Here is a 19,344-nt window from a genome sequence, read left to right as displayed (position 1 = left end):
AAAAGGCTCGTATGGGCCTTTTCATCATGTACTTAATATAAAACCTCTTATACGAAATTCGATTGTAAACCCCAAATAGAAATGTCTGCTTTTAGTATGCTAAATTCTTCGATTTTTCACTTTCAATTCAGTAAAAATTTTATTGGTATAGATCTTGCTGGAATTAGATATTTACTTACTAATGCAAGGACTTATCAATTGAATAATTTTACAAAATCAGCCTTAATTACATCACTTTTCACACTAATTGCAGCCTGCGGAAGCTCCGATAATGATGAAAAATTAGTTTCACAACCTTCTATTGAACCAATTCCATTTGAACCATTAGAGGCCACTATCTCTGATTTACACGTTTCTTTAAAAAGTAATGGATCAAATTGCATTAATATTGTGCAAAGTTATTTAGATCGTATCAATGCATATGATAAACAAGGCCCTACTCTAAATAGTGTCATTTCAGTAAATCCAAATATATTAAAAGAAGCCGTTGAACTTGATGAGTACTATAAAAAAACAGGTAAATTCAAAGGCAACTTGCACTGTGTCACTGTATTAGCCAAAGATAATATAGATGTTGTTAATATGCCAAATACAGCAGGTTCAGATGCCCTTTTAGATAACGTTCCACAAGATGATGCGTATATTATTAAAAATATTAAAGAGCAAGGTGGTCTAATTATTGGTAAAGCAAACCTTGATGAATTTGCCTTTGGCTTTGGTGGAAAGTCTACAGTAGGAGGGCAAGCAAAGAATGTTTATGATCTAACAAAAGGCCCTGGTGGTTCATCGTCGGGTACAGGAACTGCTATTTCTGCTAGTTTAGCTATGGTTGGAATTGGTACAGATACAGGTGGCTCTATCCGTGTCCCATCAGCAGTTCAGGGCTTAGTTGGTTTACGGCCTTCCCTACGTGTTCTTAGTTTAGACGGCATTATTCCACTAGCACCAACACAAGATACAGCCGGTCCTATGTGTCGTCAGAGTGTTGATTGCGCAAAATTATTTACAGCTATGGTTGGATATGACCCATCCTCTAGCTCAAATCAACGGAGTGATTTTGCACATGATGCACCATTATTAAATTCTGAGACTGCTTATCGAGCTTTAATAAATCAACTTGAAAATTATGTTCCAATAAATGCTTCGTTAGCCGGGAAACACATTGGTTTAGTAAAAAATGTTTATGCAAATAGTGAAGAAGGTCTTTTAGTTCAAGAGGTGCTTACAAAAGCTGCTGATAAAATGCGTGAAGCAGGTGCAATAGTAGAAGAGGTAGAGATATCTGATCTCAGTACTATTTTAGGAAGTTCTGATATTACAAGTAATTCAGGTTATACAGGACGTTTTTCAAGTCTTTCAAATTCTGAATTCAAGCAATCTTTAACAGATTATTTAGCAACAGCTACTACAGGGTATAAATCCTATATCGACTTATTGAATAGTGGAAGAATGATTCAATCTTTCAAAAGTTATGATACTGATTCAACCAGTGCAGAGTTTATTAATCGCTATCACTTAAACACTTTAGTACGTGCGCCTTTTGTGCGTTCTCGTTTAAACTCAGCATTAGAAAATAGTCACTTAAATGGTATTTCTAAAGGTCAAAGATTCGATGCTTTGGCATATCCATCAATCACAGGTTTAACGAATAATATTCCTTCTAGTCCAACGACTGGAAGTAATAACCGTATGAGCCCATTTTCTGGATTTCCTGCATTATCACTACCAGCAGGTACAGTAAATTATGAAAAGCGTAGTGCTTATCCAATGAACGTTAATATTGAATTTATTGCAAGAGAATTTGATGAGCCAACGTTATTTGAAATTGCCACAGCTTTTGAAAAAGTAAATCCCGTAAGAATGATACCAACACATACCCCTGCACTTATAACAAAATTATATTAATTTAAATTTTACTAAAATTAATATAATACACCTTATACAAAAGGCCTGATTCATGGGCCTTTTGATCATTTATTTAACATAAAAATCTTCTACGAAGTGAAAAAATGAGGATCTATACTGCTCGTTTCTTATAACGCTGATTAGGTTAAATAGCATGGGAAATAGGCTCGATAATTTTAAGCCAAGACCAACGAGTTTGATAACTTTTAGCTTTCCGTCAAACAAAGCTTCGTGGACTCGAAGTAGCGCCAGGAGTTACTTTTGAAAGAATGAATGACTTTTTAAATCCGAATCAAATTAAACCTGTTATTGATCATGTATGTAAATTTGAAGAGGCAATCGCTGCTTTTGAATATCTGTCTAAAGATGACTTTGGTAAGATTGTGATTCAAATTTCATAACAGAAATAAGCCAACTAAAAGACACCTCGCAAGGTGTCTTTTGCTATCTAAATCAAAGCCATTCAACATAATAATGTTTATAAAAAATTTCCAAAAACCAGAGTAAAAATAGTAATTTAAAGCCAATATTTTTCACTTCATATTGAAAATTATTATATTAAATAAAGAGGTATATTGTGTATTATTTTATCAGTATCACGAATTAAAAAAATGACTACTAACTCGTTAGGCGGTTCTTTATATTCTATCTAACTATTTGAGAATTTCATATGTAGTGAAATTTGGAGGGTGAGATATGCTTTGTATATGGGAAAAAATCATCATTCCGGAAATTAAAAACGCCAATATTGTTATTACAGAGCTATATAATTGCATTCATTACTTATCAATCTGAGTGGACAGCAGCTTAAACTTATTTCTCCATTATTACTATAAAATTATAATTTATTGAAATAAATAAATTTTTTAAAGAACTACTGTTTTTATAAAAAAAATAAATATACATATAAGAAAACTTGATTAATTTTATTTATAGTGTATAGTTCACTCAACTAGAAAAAAGTCTTGTTTCGGTAAATCTTCTTTAAGTATCGCAGTTTTAGTCATAATCCTTCGTTTTTTCAGATTTTAAGTTCCATTCTTTATTATTTTCAAAGTTATACTCAGTCAATAAAATGGCTAAAAATTATTAAAAATTAGTAGGATATATTATGTCAAACTCAAATATTGTTAAAGGTACTGTAAAGTGGTTCAACGAAACTAAAGGTTTTGGCTTTATTCAACAAGAATCAGGACCAGATGTTTTTGCTCATTTCAGCGAAATCGCTAGTTCAGGTTTCAAAACTTTGGCTGAAGGCCAAATGGTTGAGTTTAGTATCACCCAAGGTCAAAAAGGACCGAATGCTGTAAATATTATTGCAATCTAAGTAATAATAAGCAGTAATAAAAAAGCACTTATTAGTGCTTTTTTATCATTTAAAATTAAATTTTGAAGTTGTTTTCCAAGTGGAAAAAATATTCTAAAAATAGGATTTAAGTTGTTAAAAATAAATAATTTAGTTGCAAAATCTCATAATGGTACTGAAATTATCGTATCGTTAATTCCCTTAAATAAAATGCAAAATACACGTCAAGGTTTACAAAAAATTGAAGTTGGTAAAAGAATTCTTCTTCAGTCAGGAATTGTGGTTGATTTAAATTTAGATGGTCGTACTTTTTATACGTCTTTGCATCAACTATTTAAGTTAAATCATAGAGTTATTTAGATAATAATTTTTATATCAAGTTCTTATTTCACTATTTTCTCTACAACAATATTATTAAAGGTATATAAATGCTTAAACAAAGTATCAGTGTGAAAGATCAATTTGGGGTTAAACACTCTATTCAAGCAACAGTTGATCAGCATTTTGCTAATACTAACTCTTATTCTAATGTAAAACATATTACAGTAGATGGTGAAGATATTCGTCCTAGTTTTGAAATGCTTTTCCAAAGCACCTTAAGTGGAAAAATTTTCAAAATTCTATAGATAATCCAAAATTATCTAGGCAATAAAAAAGCCCAACATTCTGTTGGGCTTTTTTACGTATTTGATACTTTCGGTATAACTCCTGTCGTACCTGCATTCTCCGTTGCTGTGTTTTCTTATTCTTATCTGGAGCATCCTGCTCTCTATGTCCCCATAATAGGCGGTTAGTGCGAAGTCGTATAGCCGCAAAACCCCTAAATCGCTGTACGCTTTGGCGTACAAAATTGAGTAAAAACTATCCCTGTTTTATCCGCAGAAATTGGGGATAATTTAAGATCTCGGTGCGTTGATAACATAGAAAAAACTCAAAATTGATTAAAAATAATCATTTTTATTGGTAAAATATTCCAGTTTCGATTAAAAAAGCCGACTTATTTTAAGTCAGCTTTTTCCAGTTTTTCAGGTCGATTCAAAAATTTTAACTATATGAAAAAAGGTTTTATGAATCGAATTTTAGGTAAACATAAGCTCAATAACTAAGAAGTGTGACTCAAGCATTTTATTTTAAGACAAATTTTGAGTACTTAATTATATGGTCTGTAAGACTTTCTAAGTGGCAAGGTTGCTGAATCCAGTGATGCCAGTAGAGTTGAACTTTATTTTCTAATTCTGGACATAAATCAATCATTTCCTCTTGATCATAGAGGGTATTCAATTGGAATTCTGGAACCATTCCATAACCAATTCCAAGTCGTATAGCGGTCAAAAAAGATTCTGAAGATGGTATTAAGTGAAAAGGGTAACTTCCCTTGGTTAGGCCGAATTGCTTTATTAGAATATCAAAATGAAGATGATCTTTTTCGTTAAATATCACAGCAGGCGCTAAGCATAAAGCGTGTCTATTTATGCCATGAGGAAACCATTTTTGTGTGAATGCTTTTGTTGCGATCATTTTATATTTCATCACACCAAGATATTGAGACTCACATCCTTTCATCGGTTTAGCTTCAATTGAGATACACGCATTAACGATCCCCTTTTCTAGTAAGGAATATGTATGAGCTTGATCATCAACGATAAGATTCAGCAATATCTTATTTTTTATCAGTACATCTTTAAGCGTTGGAAGTAACCACGTTGCTAAGCTATCGGCATTAGATGCAATAACCACTTTGAAAAATTCAGCTTGTGATTTATTCATTAAATGATGTAAAAAATTTTCTTCTAATCTTTGGCTTTTTTTCAAATATTCAAATACTTGCTGACCTGATGTGGTTAATGTGCAAGGCTTACTGCGTATGATTAATAACTGTCCTAATTCTTTTTCTAAAGCTTGCAATCTTAAGGTTATAGCAGATGGAGTGAGGCAGAGCATTTTTCCTGCCTGATCGAAACTACCAGTCTCAACTACAGCTAAGAAGGCTTCACATTGTTTTTTTTCTAACATAAAAATTATTTAGCCAAACCAAAATATTCTTAATTTTAATGAATAAAAAAAAGAAATACACATAATTCAAATCAATAGCTACTTCAGATAAATCAACATGGTCACATTTTTAACAGGATTAGGTGTTGGGTTTTCTCTCATCTTGGCGATTGGTGCTCAAAATGCTTTTGTTTTGAAGCAAGGACTCAAACGTGAATACCTTTTGAGTGTTTGTCTTATATGCGCTTTGTCAGACTCTATTCTTATTTATTTAGGCATTACAGGGTTCTCCAAGATAGTTGTGGAATTTCCTTTAATTACTATTTTTGCTCAATATTTTGGAGCTTTATTCCTCTTCATTTATGGCTTGAGGAGCTTCTATTCAGCTTTTAGAAAAAATACACGTCTTGATCCTAGTCGTATTGAAAAAGCTAATATTTATCATGTGCTAGGTACTTGTTTAGCATTTACATGGCTCAACCCTCATGTTTACTTAGATACTGTTGTACTCGTAGGTTCTATCTCCACGAACTTTACAGACGAGTTGCATACATTTGCTATAGGAGCAATTCTATCTTCATGGATATTTTTCTTTTCTTTAGGCTATGGCGCAAAATTTCTACTCCCCCTATTCCAGAATTCTATTTCATGGAAAATATTAGATTTTCTAATAGGCTTAATCATGTGGGTTATCGCGATCAATCTTTTGTATTAAAAATATGTGTCCGTAATTTATTTTAAGATTGTCTAAAATTAATAAAATACGGCTTAAGTGAAAAATTAGATTCATGGGGCTTTTGATTATTTATTTAATATAAAAGTCTTATACGAATTAAAATAATATAGGGCGCATCTTCTGTTGGATAAGGTAAATTTTTAACACCCTAAATTTGTGCATTACTCCATATAATACTTTCAACAGCAGGTAAAATTTAAGGCTGAGTTATGTCTTCTCACCAGACTGGATTAATCGCTCTAACATGAAGTAAAAATACATACGTTGGTGAATATCCTAATGTTTGTAATGCCAATCACTAGCATCCATGCTGACAGCACCTAATTGATAGTTATAAGTATTAAGCCATTTTCGCACACTATTCCTTTTTCTAGAGTATTTTCCTCTTTAATAAATGGACAATAATGCTATGGCTATCCGTACGATATTCATCATGCACTTCTTTATTTTATTGATTATTTTTGTATAAAAAGCCACATCTTCTGATGTGGCTTTTTATGTCTTTTGTGCTGTAGATTAAACAGGATATTTAAGCTTACCTATAATCAAGTAATTTTAAATGCCAATGAAATGGTCTGATCATTCTCTTCAGGGGCTGGCCACTTTTGTGAAATCGTTTTGAGCTTTGTATAAAAACGAGCTGCATCTGGGCCATACAGATGAGATTCACCAAATTTAGAACGACGCAGTCCACCAAAGTTAAAGTAACTCACAGGTAAAGGTACTGGAACATTTACCCCGACCATACCTGATTCAACTTCCATAAAGAAACGATGTGAAGACTTTCCATCACGTGTAAAAATAACTGAACCATTGCCAAATTCGTGGCTATTTGTCACTTCAATGGCTTCATCAAGCGTATTTACACGTAAAATACCACGTGCAGGGCCAAATACTTCTTGTTTGTAAAAATCCATATCCGTTCTCAAATGATCAAATAAAGTCGGTCCAATGTAATAACCATTTTTATATTCAGGATGCTCGTAATCACGTCCATCTAAAATTAATTCAGCACCATCCGCAACACACTGATCAATGGCTTTTAAAACGGATTGTTTTGATTGTGCTGAAATCACTGCGCCAAAATCTGCTTGGGGGTCATTATAAGCACCCAGTTTAAGTGCTTTGGTTTTTTCAATAATTAATTCACGTAATTTATTTGCAGTTTCTGCACCCACTGGAATCAATAAAGATACCGCCATACAACGTTGACTTGCCGAACCAAAACCCGCTGAAACAAATGCGTTAGCTGCCGCTTCAAGATCTGCATCGGGCATGACCACCATGTGATTTTTACCACCCGTAAAGGACGCAACTCGCTTATTGTATGAGGTGCCTTTTTGATACACATATTCCCCAATTTGTGTTGATCCCACAAAGCTAATCGCAGCAATACCCGGATGCTCAAGAATAGCATCTACAGCAACTTTATCACCCTGCACAATATTAAATACATCATCAGGTAATCCAGCTTCTTTCCATAAATTTGCAAAAAACAAGGCCGCTGAAGGAACTTTTTCAGAAGGCTTCCATACAATAGAATTACCAACGGATACAGCCATGGACATCATGACTGCGGGAATCATGATTGGAAAGTTAAATGGGGTTATACACCCCACTACACCTACGGGTACTCGTATAGAAAATACGTCAATATCACCAGCAACATTATGCGCATATTCCCCTTTTGTAACATGAGGAGCATTACAAGCGAATTCGATCCCTTCAATCGCTCGACCAATTTCGCCAATGGCATCTGGAATAGTTTTACCATGCTCACGACCAATAATTTCAGCCAGTTCCGCAGTTCTAGATACCATTAACTCTCGCATCTTAAATAAAACTTGTAGCCTTGCTGCATGCGATGCTTTGGCCCATTTTTTTGCATTGGGTGAAGTCGCAGCTTTAACTGCTAAATCAACTGTGGTCGCATCTGCGTATGCACAACGCGCAATTTCTTCGCCTGTTGAGGGATTAAATACTGGACCTGAATGCTGAGTTTCTGTAATACAACGACCTGAAATATAATGTCCAATGATCTGATCCATATGAATTTTCCCTTTTATACTTTTGAAATTAAATTAAAAATACTACTGAAATCTGCTTTTCCATGACCATTTTGGCTATGCAAGGTATAAATATTTCTTGCCAATGCTCCTAAAAGAACGGGACTTTTCACTTCTGCGGCGGCTTCCATAGACAAACCCAAATCTTTCAGCATCAAATCTGTCATAAATCCAGCGACATATCCCTGAGTTGAAGGAACATTTTCAAGTACATCCGGTACTGGATTATATTTTTCTATACACCAGTTGGCCCCTGTACTATTTTGAATAATTTCAGAAATAACTTTCGGATCAAGTCCATGTTGCATGGCCAAATTTAATGCTTCACTGGTTCCAATCATATTGATTGCCAGCAACATGTTATTACATGCTTTCGCAATTTGCCCCGAGCCTGAAGCGCCTGCATGAAAGACATTTTTGCCTATTTTTTCAAGGATAGGATGGGCTTGTTTAAATTGCGCCTCAGTTCCTCCAACCATAAACGTTAATGTTCCCGCCTGAGCTGCCATAATGCCGCCAGAAACAGGTGCATCCACGACATCTATGCCCAGATTTTGAGCGACTGAAGCGACCTCACGACTAACAGAAGCTGAAATGGAGGAGCAATCAATAATCAAGGTGCCTGATTTAAGTGACTTCAAGATGCCCAATTCACCTAGATAGAAACTTTTCACACTTTCTGAACTGGGTAACATGGTGATAATGACATCTGCATTTTGAATGAGTTGCTGATGATCTTGTGCGACAGTACCACCATAACTTTTAAATGCCTCTAAGGCAGATGGAGACAAATCTGATCCAGTCACATTGAACTGCGCATCAATCAGATTTTTGGCCATGGGCAGCCCCATATTTCCAAGACCAATAAAAGAAATATTCATATTCATACTCGAGTATTTAATGGATTAAATATGATCTATACGAATTAAGAACGCGATAAATCAGCTTTGGATTCACTCTTAACCGTTGTGTTTAGTGCTTGAAGATTGACCTTGTCACTTTTCATAAAGAAGGTGCAGAAAATCGCAAATATGGTCATCCCCATGATGTAAGTAATGATCAAATGTGGGCTTCCTCCACCAATACTAAGCAGCTTAGTCGCAATCAATGGCGCTAAACCGCCACCAATGACTCCGGCAAACTGTACAGATATCGAGATACCGCTATAACGAATTTCGGTTGGGAATTGTCGAGCAAATAACTGCGATTGAGGTGCATACATGATGGGAAATACGACACCAATGGCCAATACAATTGCAGTCCAGACCAAGAGTGGATCTTTTGTATTCAACATACTGAAGAAGGGATAGCAATAAAATAAAAGTACAACCAGTCCAAACATAAACATATTTCTTTGACCGACTTTATCCGATAAATATCCAAATAAAGGGGTCATCACCATGATAAGACCACCACCACAAATGGTTGCAAACAGAATATCTTGACGCGGAAGACCAAGTGTTGTGGTCGTATAGGCTAAAGCAAAGGTTGAAGCAATATAGAACCATGCATTTTCTGCGGCACGGGCAAAAATAATCGTCAAAAGTACCCGAGGATGATTTTTGAAAACCTGTAATGCAGGTACTTTAATTTCTTGTGCTTGCTCTTTGACTTTTTCAAAATCTGGAGACTCTGGCACTTTCACACGGATATACCAGCCCACACCCAAAAGTACGATACTGGCCAGGAAAGGAATCCGCCAACCCCAACTAAACAAACTCGCCTCTGGTAACATAGAGACTAAGCCTAGAGCAACGGAGGCAAGTACTAATCCACCACCTGCACTGGCTTGGGGTAAACTTCCCCAAAATCCTTTTCCTCCTTCAGGAGCATGTTCGACTGCCATCAAAACAGCACCGCCCCATTCTCCTCCCATAGCCATACCTTGGACAAAGCGTAGTATCACTAGGCAAACCGTCGCCCAATAACCAATACTTTCATAGGTCGGCAATAATCCAATTAAAACAGTGGGAATACCCATCATAATTAAAGTGGTTAACAGCATTGCTTTACGGCCAATTTTGTCGCCAAAATGACCAAATACAATACCGCCAAGCGGACGGCCGATGAAACCCACCGCGTAAGTTGCAAACGCAGCCATCACACCCATTAATGGGTCTAGATTTGGGAAAAATAGTTTGTTAAAAATTAATGCCGCGGCTGCACCGTAAATAAAAAAATCGTACCATTCAATCGTTGTTCCCACCATGCTGGATATACCAGCCAAGCGGTGAGATGACTTCTTAGGTTGAATGCTTACTTCTTGCATTGGTTCCATATAGATCCCTTCTATTTTTTAGTCTTATCATCCATTTTCACTTCATTATTTATAATCGATCCTGATTATTTCTAAATAAGTGATTTTCTAAACTTTCTTATTTAAACAATTCATAACGCTATTTTTTAGCATCCTTAAATCATTTCAATAACAACATCTGAAACTAAATCAGTATTTAATGTGGATTAACCAGAGGGATTGAGTCAAGACCCTTAATTACTTAAGTATTTTTGATAATTTACTAATATACTTAAAATCAATAACTTAATATTTTGATATAACACTAAAGATTAAATTCAAACCTTTGAAAAAAATAAACTACTTAATTGATTAGTTAATCTATTCATCACAATAGATTCATTTCTTTTTAAATACTTATAAGTGAATGACTTCATATTAAACCCTTGCCAATTCTAGGAGAATCAGATATTACTTATTCAACTAAGTAAGGATACTTATTGTGGATTATAATAAATTAGCATTTGATTTTAGTCCGGCACCGCTTGTTGTCTTGAGTTACCGACATATGGTGGAAATTAATACGGCATTTGCAAATATGTTCGGATATGAGCGAGAAGCTCTGATGAATCAGTCTATTGTCAAAATTTTTCCCAGTATTGAAGATTATGAAAAAGTAGGTCAGGACGCATTAGATAGTTTTTCAAAAAAACATAGTCTGTTTTATTCAGATCAACGTTTTATGCAACATAAAAATGGTGAATTATTCTGGGTGCAGACTCATGGTCGTACATTAACGCCAGAAGATCCTTTTAAGTTAATGGTCTGGCATTTTGAACGTAAAAATCAAAACTCTCTTTCTAAGCAAAAACTGACCAAAAGAGAATCTGAAATAACGCAACTGATTGTGAATGGTTTTACTTGTAAGGAAATTGCGAGAAAGCTCGATCTTTCTCACCGAACCATAGAGGTTCATAAAGCCAATCTGATGAAAAAACTCGGTGTAAGATCAAAGGCCGAATTGACCTCAAAAATTATTATTCAAGAAAATAAATCGTCATATGTTTAATGTGAACCCACGTTAAACATCAAGATAAAAAATTGAACAATAAAGCCAATAGAGTGCTTTTCAAGACATACCAAATAAACGTTTATACAACTAAATGTTGAATCTTGTGGTATACGAATGATTGATTTAAATACACTTTTAAAGAATTTTTAATTATTTATCGATTTACTTTAAAATGATTCTTTTAATCTCATATCAACGCCATAATGTTCAATAGTGATATTTCAATAGATAGATGAAAGATTTACCTTATAACAAGAAGCTAATGTATTGAGCGCTTGATCAACCAAAAAATCGTTATTTTTTAATTTTGACTAAATAATAGATATATTTACTCTACCACAATCATTCACCCTCTCTCCCCGTGATTATTAGTAGTCACTGCTTCAGTCATTCTTGAATATTCTCTGCGGGTTCAAATGAAATAATTTTATCTACACTTGAAAATAATAAGTGATTCTAGACATTTTATCTTTTTCCACGAGGGAGATTTTTAAAGCAAAGTAACTTAAATTTCGTTAAGACATTCACTCTCTAGATGATACAAAAAATTTAAAAATTCTGTCTTTCTCAATGGAGCAGAAAATTAATCTTATAAAAATAAGAAGAGTCTTCGATCTGATTGAATTTTTATAAGTAGTTTGCTCATTTTCAGCAATAAAATTTTATTATGTGTGATCCAACTATTTAAATTAGCTGTCATCTCTCTAGATAATCTCTCGATAAATTTTAAGTAATTCTATACATGAGAACTTCTCATGATTTCAGCATTTTACGGCGAGTTAAAATATTGCTTTGGCTGCTTATTCACAGATTTGCCTTTTACATCCAATAAAAATGCTTGTGCATCCTTCAAACTACCCCACCCCTTATTTCTTATTTCTTAACCAATCCTCACAATGAGAATGAATTTAGCTAGAAAAGTCTAAATATTATTCGATAAGACAACAACAAAATCCCATTTCATCAATTTGTCATCAAATCACGACAAAATGCCAAATTAAATAAAGTTCAATGCTTATTTTCTCCCCACTGCAGACATGTTTATTTATAGATAAAATTAATTTCTCTCATCTAAAGGTTTTGAGGAATTTTTATTCAGTTTTTCAGTGCTTCACTCTAACTTTCTAAGAGCCATAAATGAACTCCTTAAATGTGCTTTCAAATTCTTTAACACATCCGTTAAAAACATATATAAATAGAGAGCTTTCATTACTTGAGTTTCATAAACGGGTGCTGGCACAGGCAAAAGATACTGAATACCCGTTACTTGAACGATTAAATTTTTTAATTATTTTTTCACGTAATTTAGATGAATTTTTTGAAATCAGAATTGCCAGTTTAATGCAACAAATCGAATTTTCAAATCACGCCAAAACACGTCCAGATGACTTGTTGATGTCCGATATAGTCACTACTATTTCCAAACTTGCGCATGAAGCCGTTGAAGAACAATATAAAATCCTTAATTATAATGTGTTACCGCAACTCCAAGGACATGGCATTCATTTCATTCAGCATGGCGACATTCTGCAAAAACACAAAGAATGGATCAAAGAATATTTTTATAATGAAGTTCAGCCCGTGGTTACCCCCATCAGTTTGGATCCTGCCCATCCTTTCCCTAGACTCGTCAATAAAAGCTTAAACTTTATTGTGACTTTAGAAGGTAAAGATGCATTTGGACGGAAAATTGATTTGGCGATAGTCCCTGCGCCACGTTCATTACCCAGCTTAGTCAAATTACCGAAAAGTATTTCTGGTGAAGCGGAACACTACATTTTACTTTCAGCGATTATTCAGCAACACATTCATGAATTATTTTCTGGGGTGACCACAACTGGATGTTATCAATTTCGGGTAACACGCAATGCAGATTTAACGGTATCAGAAGATGTTGAAGACTTAGCGATCGCTTTAAAAGATGAACTGTCCTCGCGACGTTTTGGTCGTGCTGTCAGACTAGAAGTAAACAAAAACTGTCCAGCAAATATTACCGATTATCTGCTTGGACAATTTGATCTTGATCCAGAGCAGCTCTATCGTATTGATGGACCGCTCAATCTTGTACGTTTTATCTCCAACTTTAATTTACCTGATTTAAGATTTACACCTTTTATTCAAAAACTGCCGAAAGCCTTATATAACAAAAAATCGATCTTCGATGTATTAAAAAATGAGGATGTCTTATTGCATCATCCTTTTCATTCATTTGCGCCTGTCATTAAACTCCTCAAAGATGCCGCCCATGACCCACATGTTTTGGCCATAAAACAAACACTTTATCGTAGTGGTGCAGATTCGGAAATTGTACAAGTCCTTGCAGAGGCAGCCCGAAATGGAAAAGAAGTCACTGCTGTGATTGAATTACGTGCCCGCTTTGATGAAGAATCTAATATTGAAGTTGCAAATGTCTTACAAGAAGCTGGCGCGGTGGTGGTGTACGGAATTGTGGGTTATAAAACCCATGCCAAAATGATTCTAATTGTGCGTCGTGAAATGGATAAAATTAAACGTTATGTTCATTTGGGTACGGGAAATTATCATGCAACCAATGCCAAGATTTATACAGATTATGGATTGCTGACCAGTGATACAGATATTTGCGAAGATGTTCATAAAATTTTTCAAGAGCTGACTGGCATGGGTAAAATGGTCAAATTGAAAAAAATTTTTCATGCACCATTCACGCTTCACTCTCAATTAATTGAACTCATTGAAAATGAAATTATCAATAGTAAAGCTGGTAAAAAAGCGCAGATTATTATTAAAGTCAATGCATTGACTGAACCTCAACTGATTGATGCGTTGTATAAAGCCTCTCAAGCTGGTGTACAAATTGACTTAATTGTTCGTTCCATTTGCTGCTTACGTCCACAAGTTAAGGGGCTTTCCGAAAACATTCGAGTACGCTCAATTGTGGGACGCTATTTAGAACATACCCGAGTTTACTATTTTTACCATCAGGGTGACAGCAAGCTGTATTGCGGCAGTGCAGACTGGATGGGACGCAATTTATTTTCTCGCATCGAGACCTGTTTTCCCATTGAAGATAAAAAACTGAGGAAACAAATTTTGGAAGATGGCTTAAATAATTATCTTCAAGATAACCGTCGTGCATGGGAACTTCAAGCAGATGGAACATGGACACAATGTTCACCAAGTCTCGGTCAACCAGTCTATATTGCGCAAGAGCATTTGTTAAATCATACTTTTTAATTAAATTAGGCTGATTATTGTGCAAATTTTCAGTCTTTATCAGGTATTAAACTGTACTTTAATAGAATTGAAATAATTTAAGCTTAAATTAAAAAATCAAAACTGAGTGGTTGAATTGTATGAATGATATTAGCGTTAAAAAGATCAATAAACTCATTGAAGAATTTGAACATCAAGGCAATAAAGTAGACCGTTTGGAAATAGGTTATAAAACCTATGCAGCATTAATGTCAGATCAAAAATTTGCAGAAAAAGTCACAAAATCGATGGAAAATTCTAAAGATCGACTTTATAAGAAAATAAAAATTAGCCTGATTACTGAAAAACATTATTTTAAAGTTAAATAAAACAGGTTCTTTATCTTTCACGCTAAGTAAAGGCATTCATCTTGCTAGATCAAGATCTAGCAAGCAGATTCAATAAAAAATCACAATCTATTATTCAGAGTGCATTTACTTTAATGCATTCACTTTTCAAAAGATTAATGCATAAAACTCATAACTCTATTCGCTTTTCAGAATCTAATCTATTTCCCCAATTTTTGTTAATCTGCTGACTTCTTCGAACACCTCAATGCTTTGTTGTTCTTAAAGCAGGAAGTCATATGTCTATTTCTCCCCATCAAATTGATCCAGTCATGGCACCATCAAGCCCTCCTGCTTGGGGGGCAGTCTGGGTGATGTCTTTATGCTGCGCTGTTTTGATTGCCTCTGAGTTTATGCCAGTCAGTTTACTTACACCGATTGCTTTCGATTTAAATATGCGCGAAGGACAAGTCGGACAAGCGATTGCCATTTCAGGGATTTTTGCAGTGATGAGCAGTTTAACCATCAGCAAAATCACCAAACACTGGGATCGACGTCATGTGATTCTTGCTTTGACCATCCTGATGATTATTTCAGGCCTCTTGGTGACCTTGGCGCACAATGCCGTATTATTTATGACTGGACGTGCCTTACTCGGGATTGTGATTGGTGGCTTTTGGGCCATCTCCACTGCAATTGTGATGCGATTGGTACCTTTTAACCATGTACCCAAAGCATTGGGACTTTTAAATGGTGGCAATGCTTTGGCCATGACTGTGGCTGCGCCGCTTGGAAGTTTTTTAGGTTCAATCATTGGCTGGCGTGGTGCCTTTTTTTGTATTGTGCCTATTGCAATCATGGCTTTGCTTTGGCAACTCAAAAGTATGCCATCTTTGCCAGCCTTGAATACGCAACAAAAATCTGGACATGCATTTTCACTGTTAAAAAGACCTATTGTTCTTTTAGGCATGCTCGGTGTTTTGTTCTTATTTATGGGTCAATTTGCACTGTTTACTTATTTACGTCCATTCTTCGAAAATGTAACCATGGTCAATACCAATATGCTTTCAACTCTACTTCTAGTTTTGGGTCTAGCAGGATTGGTTGGAACCTTTGTGATTAGCCATATTTTACATGCCCATGTATATCGCTACCTGTTCTTTATTCCAATGGGCATGGCTCTGGTTGCAACAGCTCTTGTTTTTTTTGGGCATCAAATTTGGATCGTCGCTTTGTTGATGGCAATCTGGGGCTTTATTGGGACTTCAGCACCTGTAGCTTGGAATACATGGCTGACACATACTTTGCCCCATGATGCAGAGTTAGGTGGGGGTTTAATGGTGGCCATTATACAACTGGCAATTACATTGGGCGCGACACTCGGCGGAGTATTGTTTGATGCTCAAGGCTACCAGTCCACATTCATCTTTAGCGCGTCGATTCTAGTCTTAAGTGCAATATTTTCATTATTTACTTGGCGTCATCTGTTACACGTAAAGTATCAATAACCAGTTTTAAAGCGGGCGATTGCTGTCTTCTATGTGGATAATATAAATGATAGCCGGGAAATGTAATGCTGTACTGTTCGAGGACTTTAATTAAACGGCCTTGTTCCAAATCGTCTTGCACCATATCTTCAGGAATATACGCCATTCCTAAGCCGAGTCGCACCGCATCCACACTATGGTAAGACTCGTTAAAAACCCACTGCCCTTGTATTTTAATTTTAATCTCTAGACCATCTTTAACAAATTCCCACGCATAAATTCCGCCCTGTGTGGTGAGTCTAAAACCAATACATTGATGCTGGATCAATTCTTGCGGTATTTGTGGTATCCCATTTTTTTCAAAATATTCGGGTGTCGCGACCACCACCATATTGACATCTTGACCGATACGTACTGCAATCATTCCATCTGCAACGCGGCTACCAAAACGCACGCCTGCATCAAAACGTTCCGCTACAATATCGACCATGCCACTGTTTGCTGTTAATTCAACATGGACATCGGGATAAAGCAGACTCAAATTTTTGAGTTTAGGTAATAAAATTTGTCGGATGGCATGACTACTGGCATTAATTCTAATTGTACCTGCTGGGGTATCTCTCAATTTGGTCAACAGTGAAAGTTCATTGTCAATTTGGTCAAAATTGGGACTAATGGTTTGTCGTAACCGCTCACCCGCTTCAGTGACTGAAACACTCCGTGTGGTACGCGTGAGCAATAAAATTCCGAGTCGTTCTTCTAGTCCGCGAATGGTATGGCTTAATGCAGATTGGGACACCCCCAGTTTACCCGCAGCTTTAGTAAAGCTTCCTTCCCGAGTCACCATGAGAAAGGCATACAAATCATTATAATTTTCTTTGGTGATCATCCGTGTATTCCACTCAAGATTAAAGCCGGTCTACGTTTCAGTATATCGCTTAATCAAAGCGATTTTAGCTTAATTGATGAAATTTACTCATAAGTTTATGTCTGTTTTTTAGTCTAATCATTTTTCTTGAAAGCACTTACACTCAATTCATTGAAGTTCTTTGAGTTGCTATTTTAGATGCGTTAAAAACCGATTTAAAAGTATTCGAATCCTTCAGTTTAATGACATTGAGATGATCTCAATCATGAATAAAACACAGTATTCCTTCGTTATTTTTGGCTGTTTAAGCTTGCTCTGTGTTCTTTTCAGTTTAACTGTAGTAAATGCCAAAGCCAAAAACCGAGTCAATCATCATTTGCAAAAGAAGCGTCTAAACATGAATATTCGAATTCAGATTGAAGGATCAAAACAGCCCGTTTCGGTGACCTTAATTGATTCACCTACGACGCAAGATTTCATTCAACAACTGCCTCTAACTTTGACCTTAAAAGACTATGCAGCATCAGAAAAAATTACTCATCTTCCTCAAAAATTATCAACTCAAAGCGCACCTAAAGGCTATGCAGGAAAATCAGGTGATCTTACCTATTTCGCACCGTGGGGCAATCTTGCATTTTTCTATAAAGATTCTGATGTTGGATATGCCAACGGATTAATCTTCCTTGGAAAAATGGACATATTACCCAACGATTTTTCTCAAAAAAATGAGCTGAAGATTTTCATCATCCAAGTGAAATAGAGCCTCAACTGTCCTTTTATTAATTTTATGTTTCTTGGAAATCATCATGCAACTTTTAACATTTACACAGAAACTTCGCGTTTCTACAGCGAGTACACTCTTAGTCGCAACCATCGGTCTATTTTCTATCCCCTCAACAATGGCAGCAGATATGTCAAATGGTGCGAATAACTTTTACCAAAGCACTCAAGTTACCATTCAAAAAGTGACCTTTAAAAACCAGTACAATATGAATACTGTAGGTAATTTAATCATTCCGAAAAATTTAAAGAAAAATAGCAAAGCACCTGCAATTGTGATCGGACATCCAATGGGTGCAGTAAAAGAGCAAAGTTCGATGCTGTATGCGCAAAAGCTGGCTGAACAAGGTTTTGTCACTTTGGCGATTGATCAATCTTTTTGGGGTGAAAGCGACGGACAAGCTCGTAATGTGGTTGCACCCGATATTTATGCAGAAGCGTTTAGTGCAGCGGTGGATTATTTAGGGACACGTGATTTTATTGATCGTAACCGAATTGGTGCTTTGGGTATTTGTGGAAGTGGCAGTTTCGTGATTAGCGCAGCTAAAATCGATCCACGTATGAAAGCAATTGCAACCGTCAGTATGTACGATATGGGTGCTGCAAACCGTAATGCCCTAAACCATTCTCAGACTTTAGCGCAGAGAAAACAAATCATTGCAGATGCAGCAGAACAACGTTATGTTGAATTTAAAGGTGGGAAAACTGAATATACCAGTGGCACAGTTCATGAATTAGCAGCAGATACGCATCCGATTCAACGTGAGTTTTTTGACTTTTATCGTACAGCACGCGGTGAATTTACCCCGAAAGGTGCCGACTCAAAAACGACCACACATCCTACGTTGACCAGTAATGTGAAATTTATGAACTTCTATCCATTCAATGACATTGAAACCATTTCACCACGTCCAATGCTGTTTATTACTGGTGATCAGGCACATTCAAAAGAGTTTAGTGAAGAGGCATATAAACGTGCAGGACAATCGAAAGAACTGTATTACGTTAAAGGCGCAGGCCATGTTGATTTGTATGACCGTACTGATCTAATTCCATTTGAAAAATTGGCATCGTTCTTTAACAATAATTTAAAATAATTCTTTAATCCTTTTCGATATCGGGAAAGTATGCATGCTTTCTTGATATCTCCTGCATAATTTTTGTGATTATGCCGCTTTTAATTATGATTTTTAGATGTAATTTTTGTCGCTTTAAAATACATCTTATTCCATTGAATTTGAGTAGATATACATCACTATTCTAGACCTGATACAAATTAATATAGCCAAACTCATGATGAAAGAATTTAAAAACCCTACTCAGGAGCAGGAAAATTGGGTTTCAGCTATCTTCACATCTCGTTCACACCTCACTC

General features: G+C 35.7%; 17 protein-coding genes. 12 read left to right on the top strand and 5 right to left on the bottom strand.

Features of this window, described 5'->3' with window-relative positions:
• Positions 1 to 198: 198 nt before the first annotated feature.
• The 5 genes from GA0116959_RS06175 (at position 199) to GA0116959_RS06155 (ending at position 3,837) form a co-directional block, all read left to right on the top strand.
• Positions 199 to 1,905 (top strand): amidase family protein, encoded by a 1,707-nt coding sequence (locus GA0116959_RS06175; protein ID WP_092719486.1) that lies wholly within the window; start codon positions 199 to 201, stop codon positions 1,903 to 1,905.
• 269 nt (positions 1,906 to 2,174) lie between these two features.
• Positions 2,175 to 2,306, top strand: coding sequence for a hypothetical protein (locus GA0116959_RS14460; protein ID WP_280513248.1), 132 nt, complete (start codon positions 2,175 to 2,177; stop codon positions 2,304 to 2,306).
• 710 nt (positions 2,307 to 3,016) lie between these two features.
• Entirely contained in the window at positions 3,017 to 3,232 is a 216-nt protein-coding gene (locus GA0116959_RS06165) for a cold-shock protein (RefSeq protein WP_092719484.1), read from the top strand.
• Positions 3,233 to 3,343: 111 nt separating this feature from the next.
• Complete coding sequence (locus tag GA0116959_RS06160; RefSeq protein WP_092719481.1) at positions 3,344 to 3,571, top strand: hypothetical protein; 228 nt, start codon at positions 3,344 to 3,346, stop codon at positions 3,569 to 3,571.
• 68 nt (positions 3,572 to 3,639) lie between these two features.
• Positions 3,640 to 3,837 carry a hypothetical protein gene (locus GA0116959_RS06155; RefSeq protein WP_092719479.1) on the top strand — a complete coding sequence of 66 codons (198 nt, stop codon included), beginning with the start codon at positions 3,640 to 3,642 and terminating at the stop codon, positions 3,835 to 3,837.
• 499 nt (positions 3,838 to 4,336) lie between these two features.
• On the opposite strand, the gene GA0116959_RS06150 is transcribed toward GA0116959_RS06155, so the two are convergent.
• Positions 4,337 to 5,224, bottom strand: a complete 888-nt coding sequence (locus GA0116959_RS06150) for a LysR family transcriptional regulator ArgP (RefSeq protein ID WP_092719476.1) — start codon at positions 5,222 to 5,224, stop codon at positions 4,337 to 4,339.
• Between the two features lie 97 nt (positions 5,225 to 5,321).
• Here GA0116959_RS06150 and GA0116959_RS06145 point away from each other — a divergent pair, with 97 nt between their 5' ends.
• Complete coding sequence (locus GA0116959_RS06145) at positions 5,322 to 5,918, top strand: LysE/ArgO family amino acid transporter (protein WP_092719474.1); 597 nt, start codon at positions 5,322 to 5,324, stop codon at positions 5,916 to 5,918.
• Between the two features lie 566 nt (positions 5,919 to 6,484).
• On the opposite strand, the gene GA0116959_RS06140 is transcribed toward GA0116959_RS06145, so the two are convergent.
• The 3 genes from GA0116959_RS06140 to GA0116959_RS06130 are packed head-to-tail and all read right to left on the bottom strand — an operon-like array spanning position 6,485 to position 10,283.
• Positions 6,485 to 7,987, bottom strand: a complete 1,503-nt coding sequence (locus tag GA0116959_RS06140) for a CoA-acylating methylmalonate-semialdehyde dehydrogenase (RefSeq protein WP_092719472.1) — start codon at positions 7,985 to 7,987, stop codon at positions 6,485 to 6,487.
• 14 nt (positions 7,988 to 8,001) lie between these two features.
• Positions 8,002 to 8,886, bottom strand: a complete 885-nt coding sequence (gene mmsB, locus GA0116959_RS06135; RefSeq protein ID WP_171256875.1) for a 3-hydroxyisobutyrate dehydrogenase — start codon at positions 8,884 to 8,886, stop codon at positions 8,002 to 8,004.
• Positions 8,887 to 8,930: 44 nt separating this feature from the next.
• A complete protein-coding gene (locus GA0116959_RS06130) occupies positions 8,931 to 10,283 on the bottom strand; it encodes an MFS transporter (RefSeq protein ID WP_092719467.1) in 1,353 nt (450 codons plus the stop codon).
• Positions 10,284 to 10,743: 460 nt separating this feature from the next.
• Between GA0116959_RS06130 and GA0116959_RS06125 the strand changes: the two genes are divergently transcribed.
• The 4 genes from GA0116959_RS06125 to GA0116959_RS06110 all read left to right on the top strand — a co-directional run bounded on the left by GA0116959_RS06125 (position 10,744) and on the right by GA0116959_RS06110 (position 16,342).
• Positions 10,744 to 11,310 (top strand): LuxR C-terminal-related transcriptional regulator, encoded by a 567-nt coding sequence (locus tag GA0116959_RS06125; protein ID WP_092719464.1) that lies wholly within the window; start codon positions 10,744 to 10,746, stop codon positions 11,308 to 11,310.
• 1,140 nt (positions 11,311 to 12,450) lie between these two features.
• Positions 12,451 to 14,529 (top strand): polyphosphate kinase 1, encoded by a 2,079-nt coding sequence (gene ppk1 / locus GA0116959_RS06120; RefSeq protein WP_092719462.1) that lies wholly within the window; start codon positions 12,451 to 12,453, stop codon positions 14,527 to 14,529.
• A 119-nt stretch (positions 14,530 to 14,648) separates the two neighbouring features.
• Positions 14,649 to 14,876, top strand: coding sequence for a hypothetical protein (locus GA0116959_RS06115; protein WP_092719459.1), 228 nt, complete (start codon positions 14,649 to 14,651; stop codon positions 14,874 to 14,876).
• Positions 14,877 to 15,133: 257 nt separating this feature from the next.
• Entirely contained in the window at positions 15,134 to 16,342 is a 1,209-nt protein-coding gene (locus GA0116959_RS06110) for an MFS transporter (protein WP_092719457.1), read from the top strand.
• Here the strand turns inward: GA0116959_RS06110 and GA0116959_RS06105 are convergent.
• Positions 16,305 to 17,210 carry a LysR family transcriptional regulator gene (locus tag GA0116959_RS06105; RefSeq protein ID WP_092719454.1) on the bottom strand — a complete coding sequence of 302 codons (906 nt, stop codon included), beginning with the start codon at positions 17,208 to 17,210 and terminating at the stop codon, positions 16,305 to 16,307. The two genes, GA0116959_RS06110 and GA0116959_RS06105, sit on opposite strands and share 38 nt — an antisense overlap.
• Positions 17,211 to 17,454: 244 nt before the next feature.
• On the opposite strand from GA0116959_RS06105, the gene GA0116959_RS06100 reads away from it, so the two are divergent.
• Complete coding sequence (locus GA0116959_RS06100) at positions 17,455 to 17,949, top strand: cyclophilin-like fold protein (protein WP_244878573.1); 495 nt, start codon at positions 17,455 to 17,457, stop codon at positions 17,947 to 17,949.
• A 46-nt stretch (positions 17,950 to 17,995) separates the two neighbouring features.
• The gene (locus GA0116959_RS06095) at positions 17,996 to 19,066 is read left to right on the top strand and encodes an alpha/beta hydrolase (RefSeq protein ID WP_092719448.1); all 1,071 of its coding nucleotides are present in this window, start codon (positions 17,996 to 17,998) and stop codon (positions 19,064 to 19,066) included.
• Positions 19,067 to 19,344: the final 278 nt, after the last annotated feature.

The sequence above is a fragment of the Acinetobacter albensis genome, assembly GCF_900095025.1.
GTDB classification, from domain to species: domain Bacteria; phylum Pseudomonadota; class Gammaproteobacteria; order Pseudomonadales; family Moraxellaceae; genus Acinetobacter; species Acinetobacter albensis.
This window is presented reverse-complemented; position numbering and strand designations above follow the sequence as displayed.

Bases quoted from the DNA above. Each gene is read 5' to 3' on its own strand.
- GA0116959_RS06115 (WP_092719459.1), top strand. From the start codon at position 14,649: ATGAATGATATTAGCGTTAAAAAGATCAATAAACTCATTGAAGAATTT.
- GA0116959_RS14460 (WP_280513248.1), top strand. From the start codon at position 2,175: ATGAATGACTTTTTAAATCCGAATCAAATTAAACCTGTTATTGATCAT.
- mmsB (WP_171256875.1), bottom strand. From the start codon at position 8,886: ATGAATATTTCTTTTATTGGTCTTGGAAATATGGGGCTGCCCATGGCC.
- GA0116959_RS06130 (WP_092719467.1), bottom strand. From the start codon at position 10,283: ATGGAACCAATGCAAGAAGTAAGCATTCAACCTAAGAAGTCATCTCAC.
- GA0116959_RS06095 (WP_092719448.1), top strand. From the start codon at position 17,996: ATGCAACTTTTAACATTTACACAGAAACTTCGCGTTTCTACAGCGAGT.
- GA0116959_RS06155 (WP_092719479.1), top strand. From the start codon at position 3,640: ATGCTTAAACAAAGTATCAGTGTGAAAGATCAATTTGGGGTTAAACAC.
- GA0116959_RS06110 (WP_092719457.1), top strand. From the start codon at position 15,134: ATGTCTATTTCTCCCCATCAAATTGATCCAGTCATGGCACCATCAAGC.
- GA0116959_RS06165 (WP_092719484.1), top strand. From the start codon at position 3,017: ATGTCAAACTCAAATATTGTTAAAGGTACTGTAAAGTGGTTCAACGAA.
- ppk1 (WP_092719462.1), top strand. From the start codon at position 12,451: ATGAACTCCTTAAATGTGCTTTCAAATTCTTTAACACATCCGTTAAAA.
- GA0116959_RS06140 (WP_092719472.1), bottom strand. From the start codon at position 7,987: ATGGATCAGATCATTGGACATTATATTTCAGGTCGTTGTATTACAGAA.
- GA0116959_RS06145 (WP_092719474.1), top strand. From the start codon at position 5,322: ATGGTCACATTTTTAACAGGATTAGGTGTTGGGTTTTCTCTCATCTTG.
- GA0116959_RS06100 (WP_244878573.1), top strand. From the start codon at position 17,455: ATGAATAAAACACAGTATTCCTTCGTTATTTTTGGCTGTTTAAGCTTG.
- GA0116959_RS06150 (WP_092719476.1), bottom strand. From the start codon at position 5,224: ATGTTAGAAAAAAAACAATGTGAAGCCTTCTTAGCTGTAGTTGAGACT.
- GA0116959_RS06105 (WP_092719454.1), bottom strand. From the start codon at position 17,210: ATGATCACCAAAGAAAATTATAATGATTTGTATGCCTTTCTCATGGTG.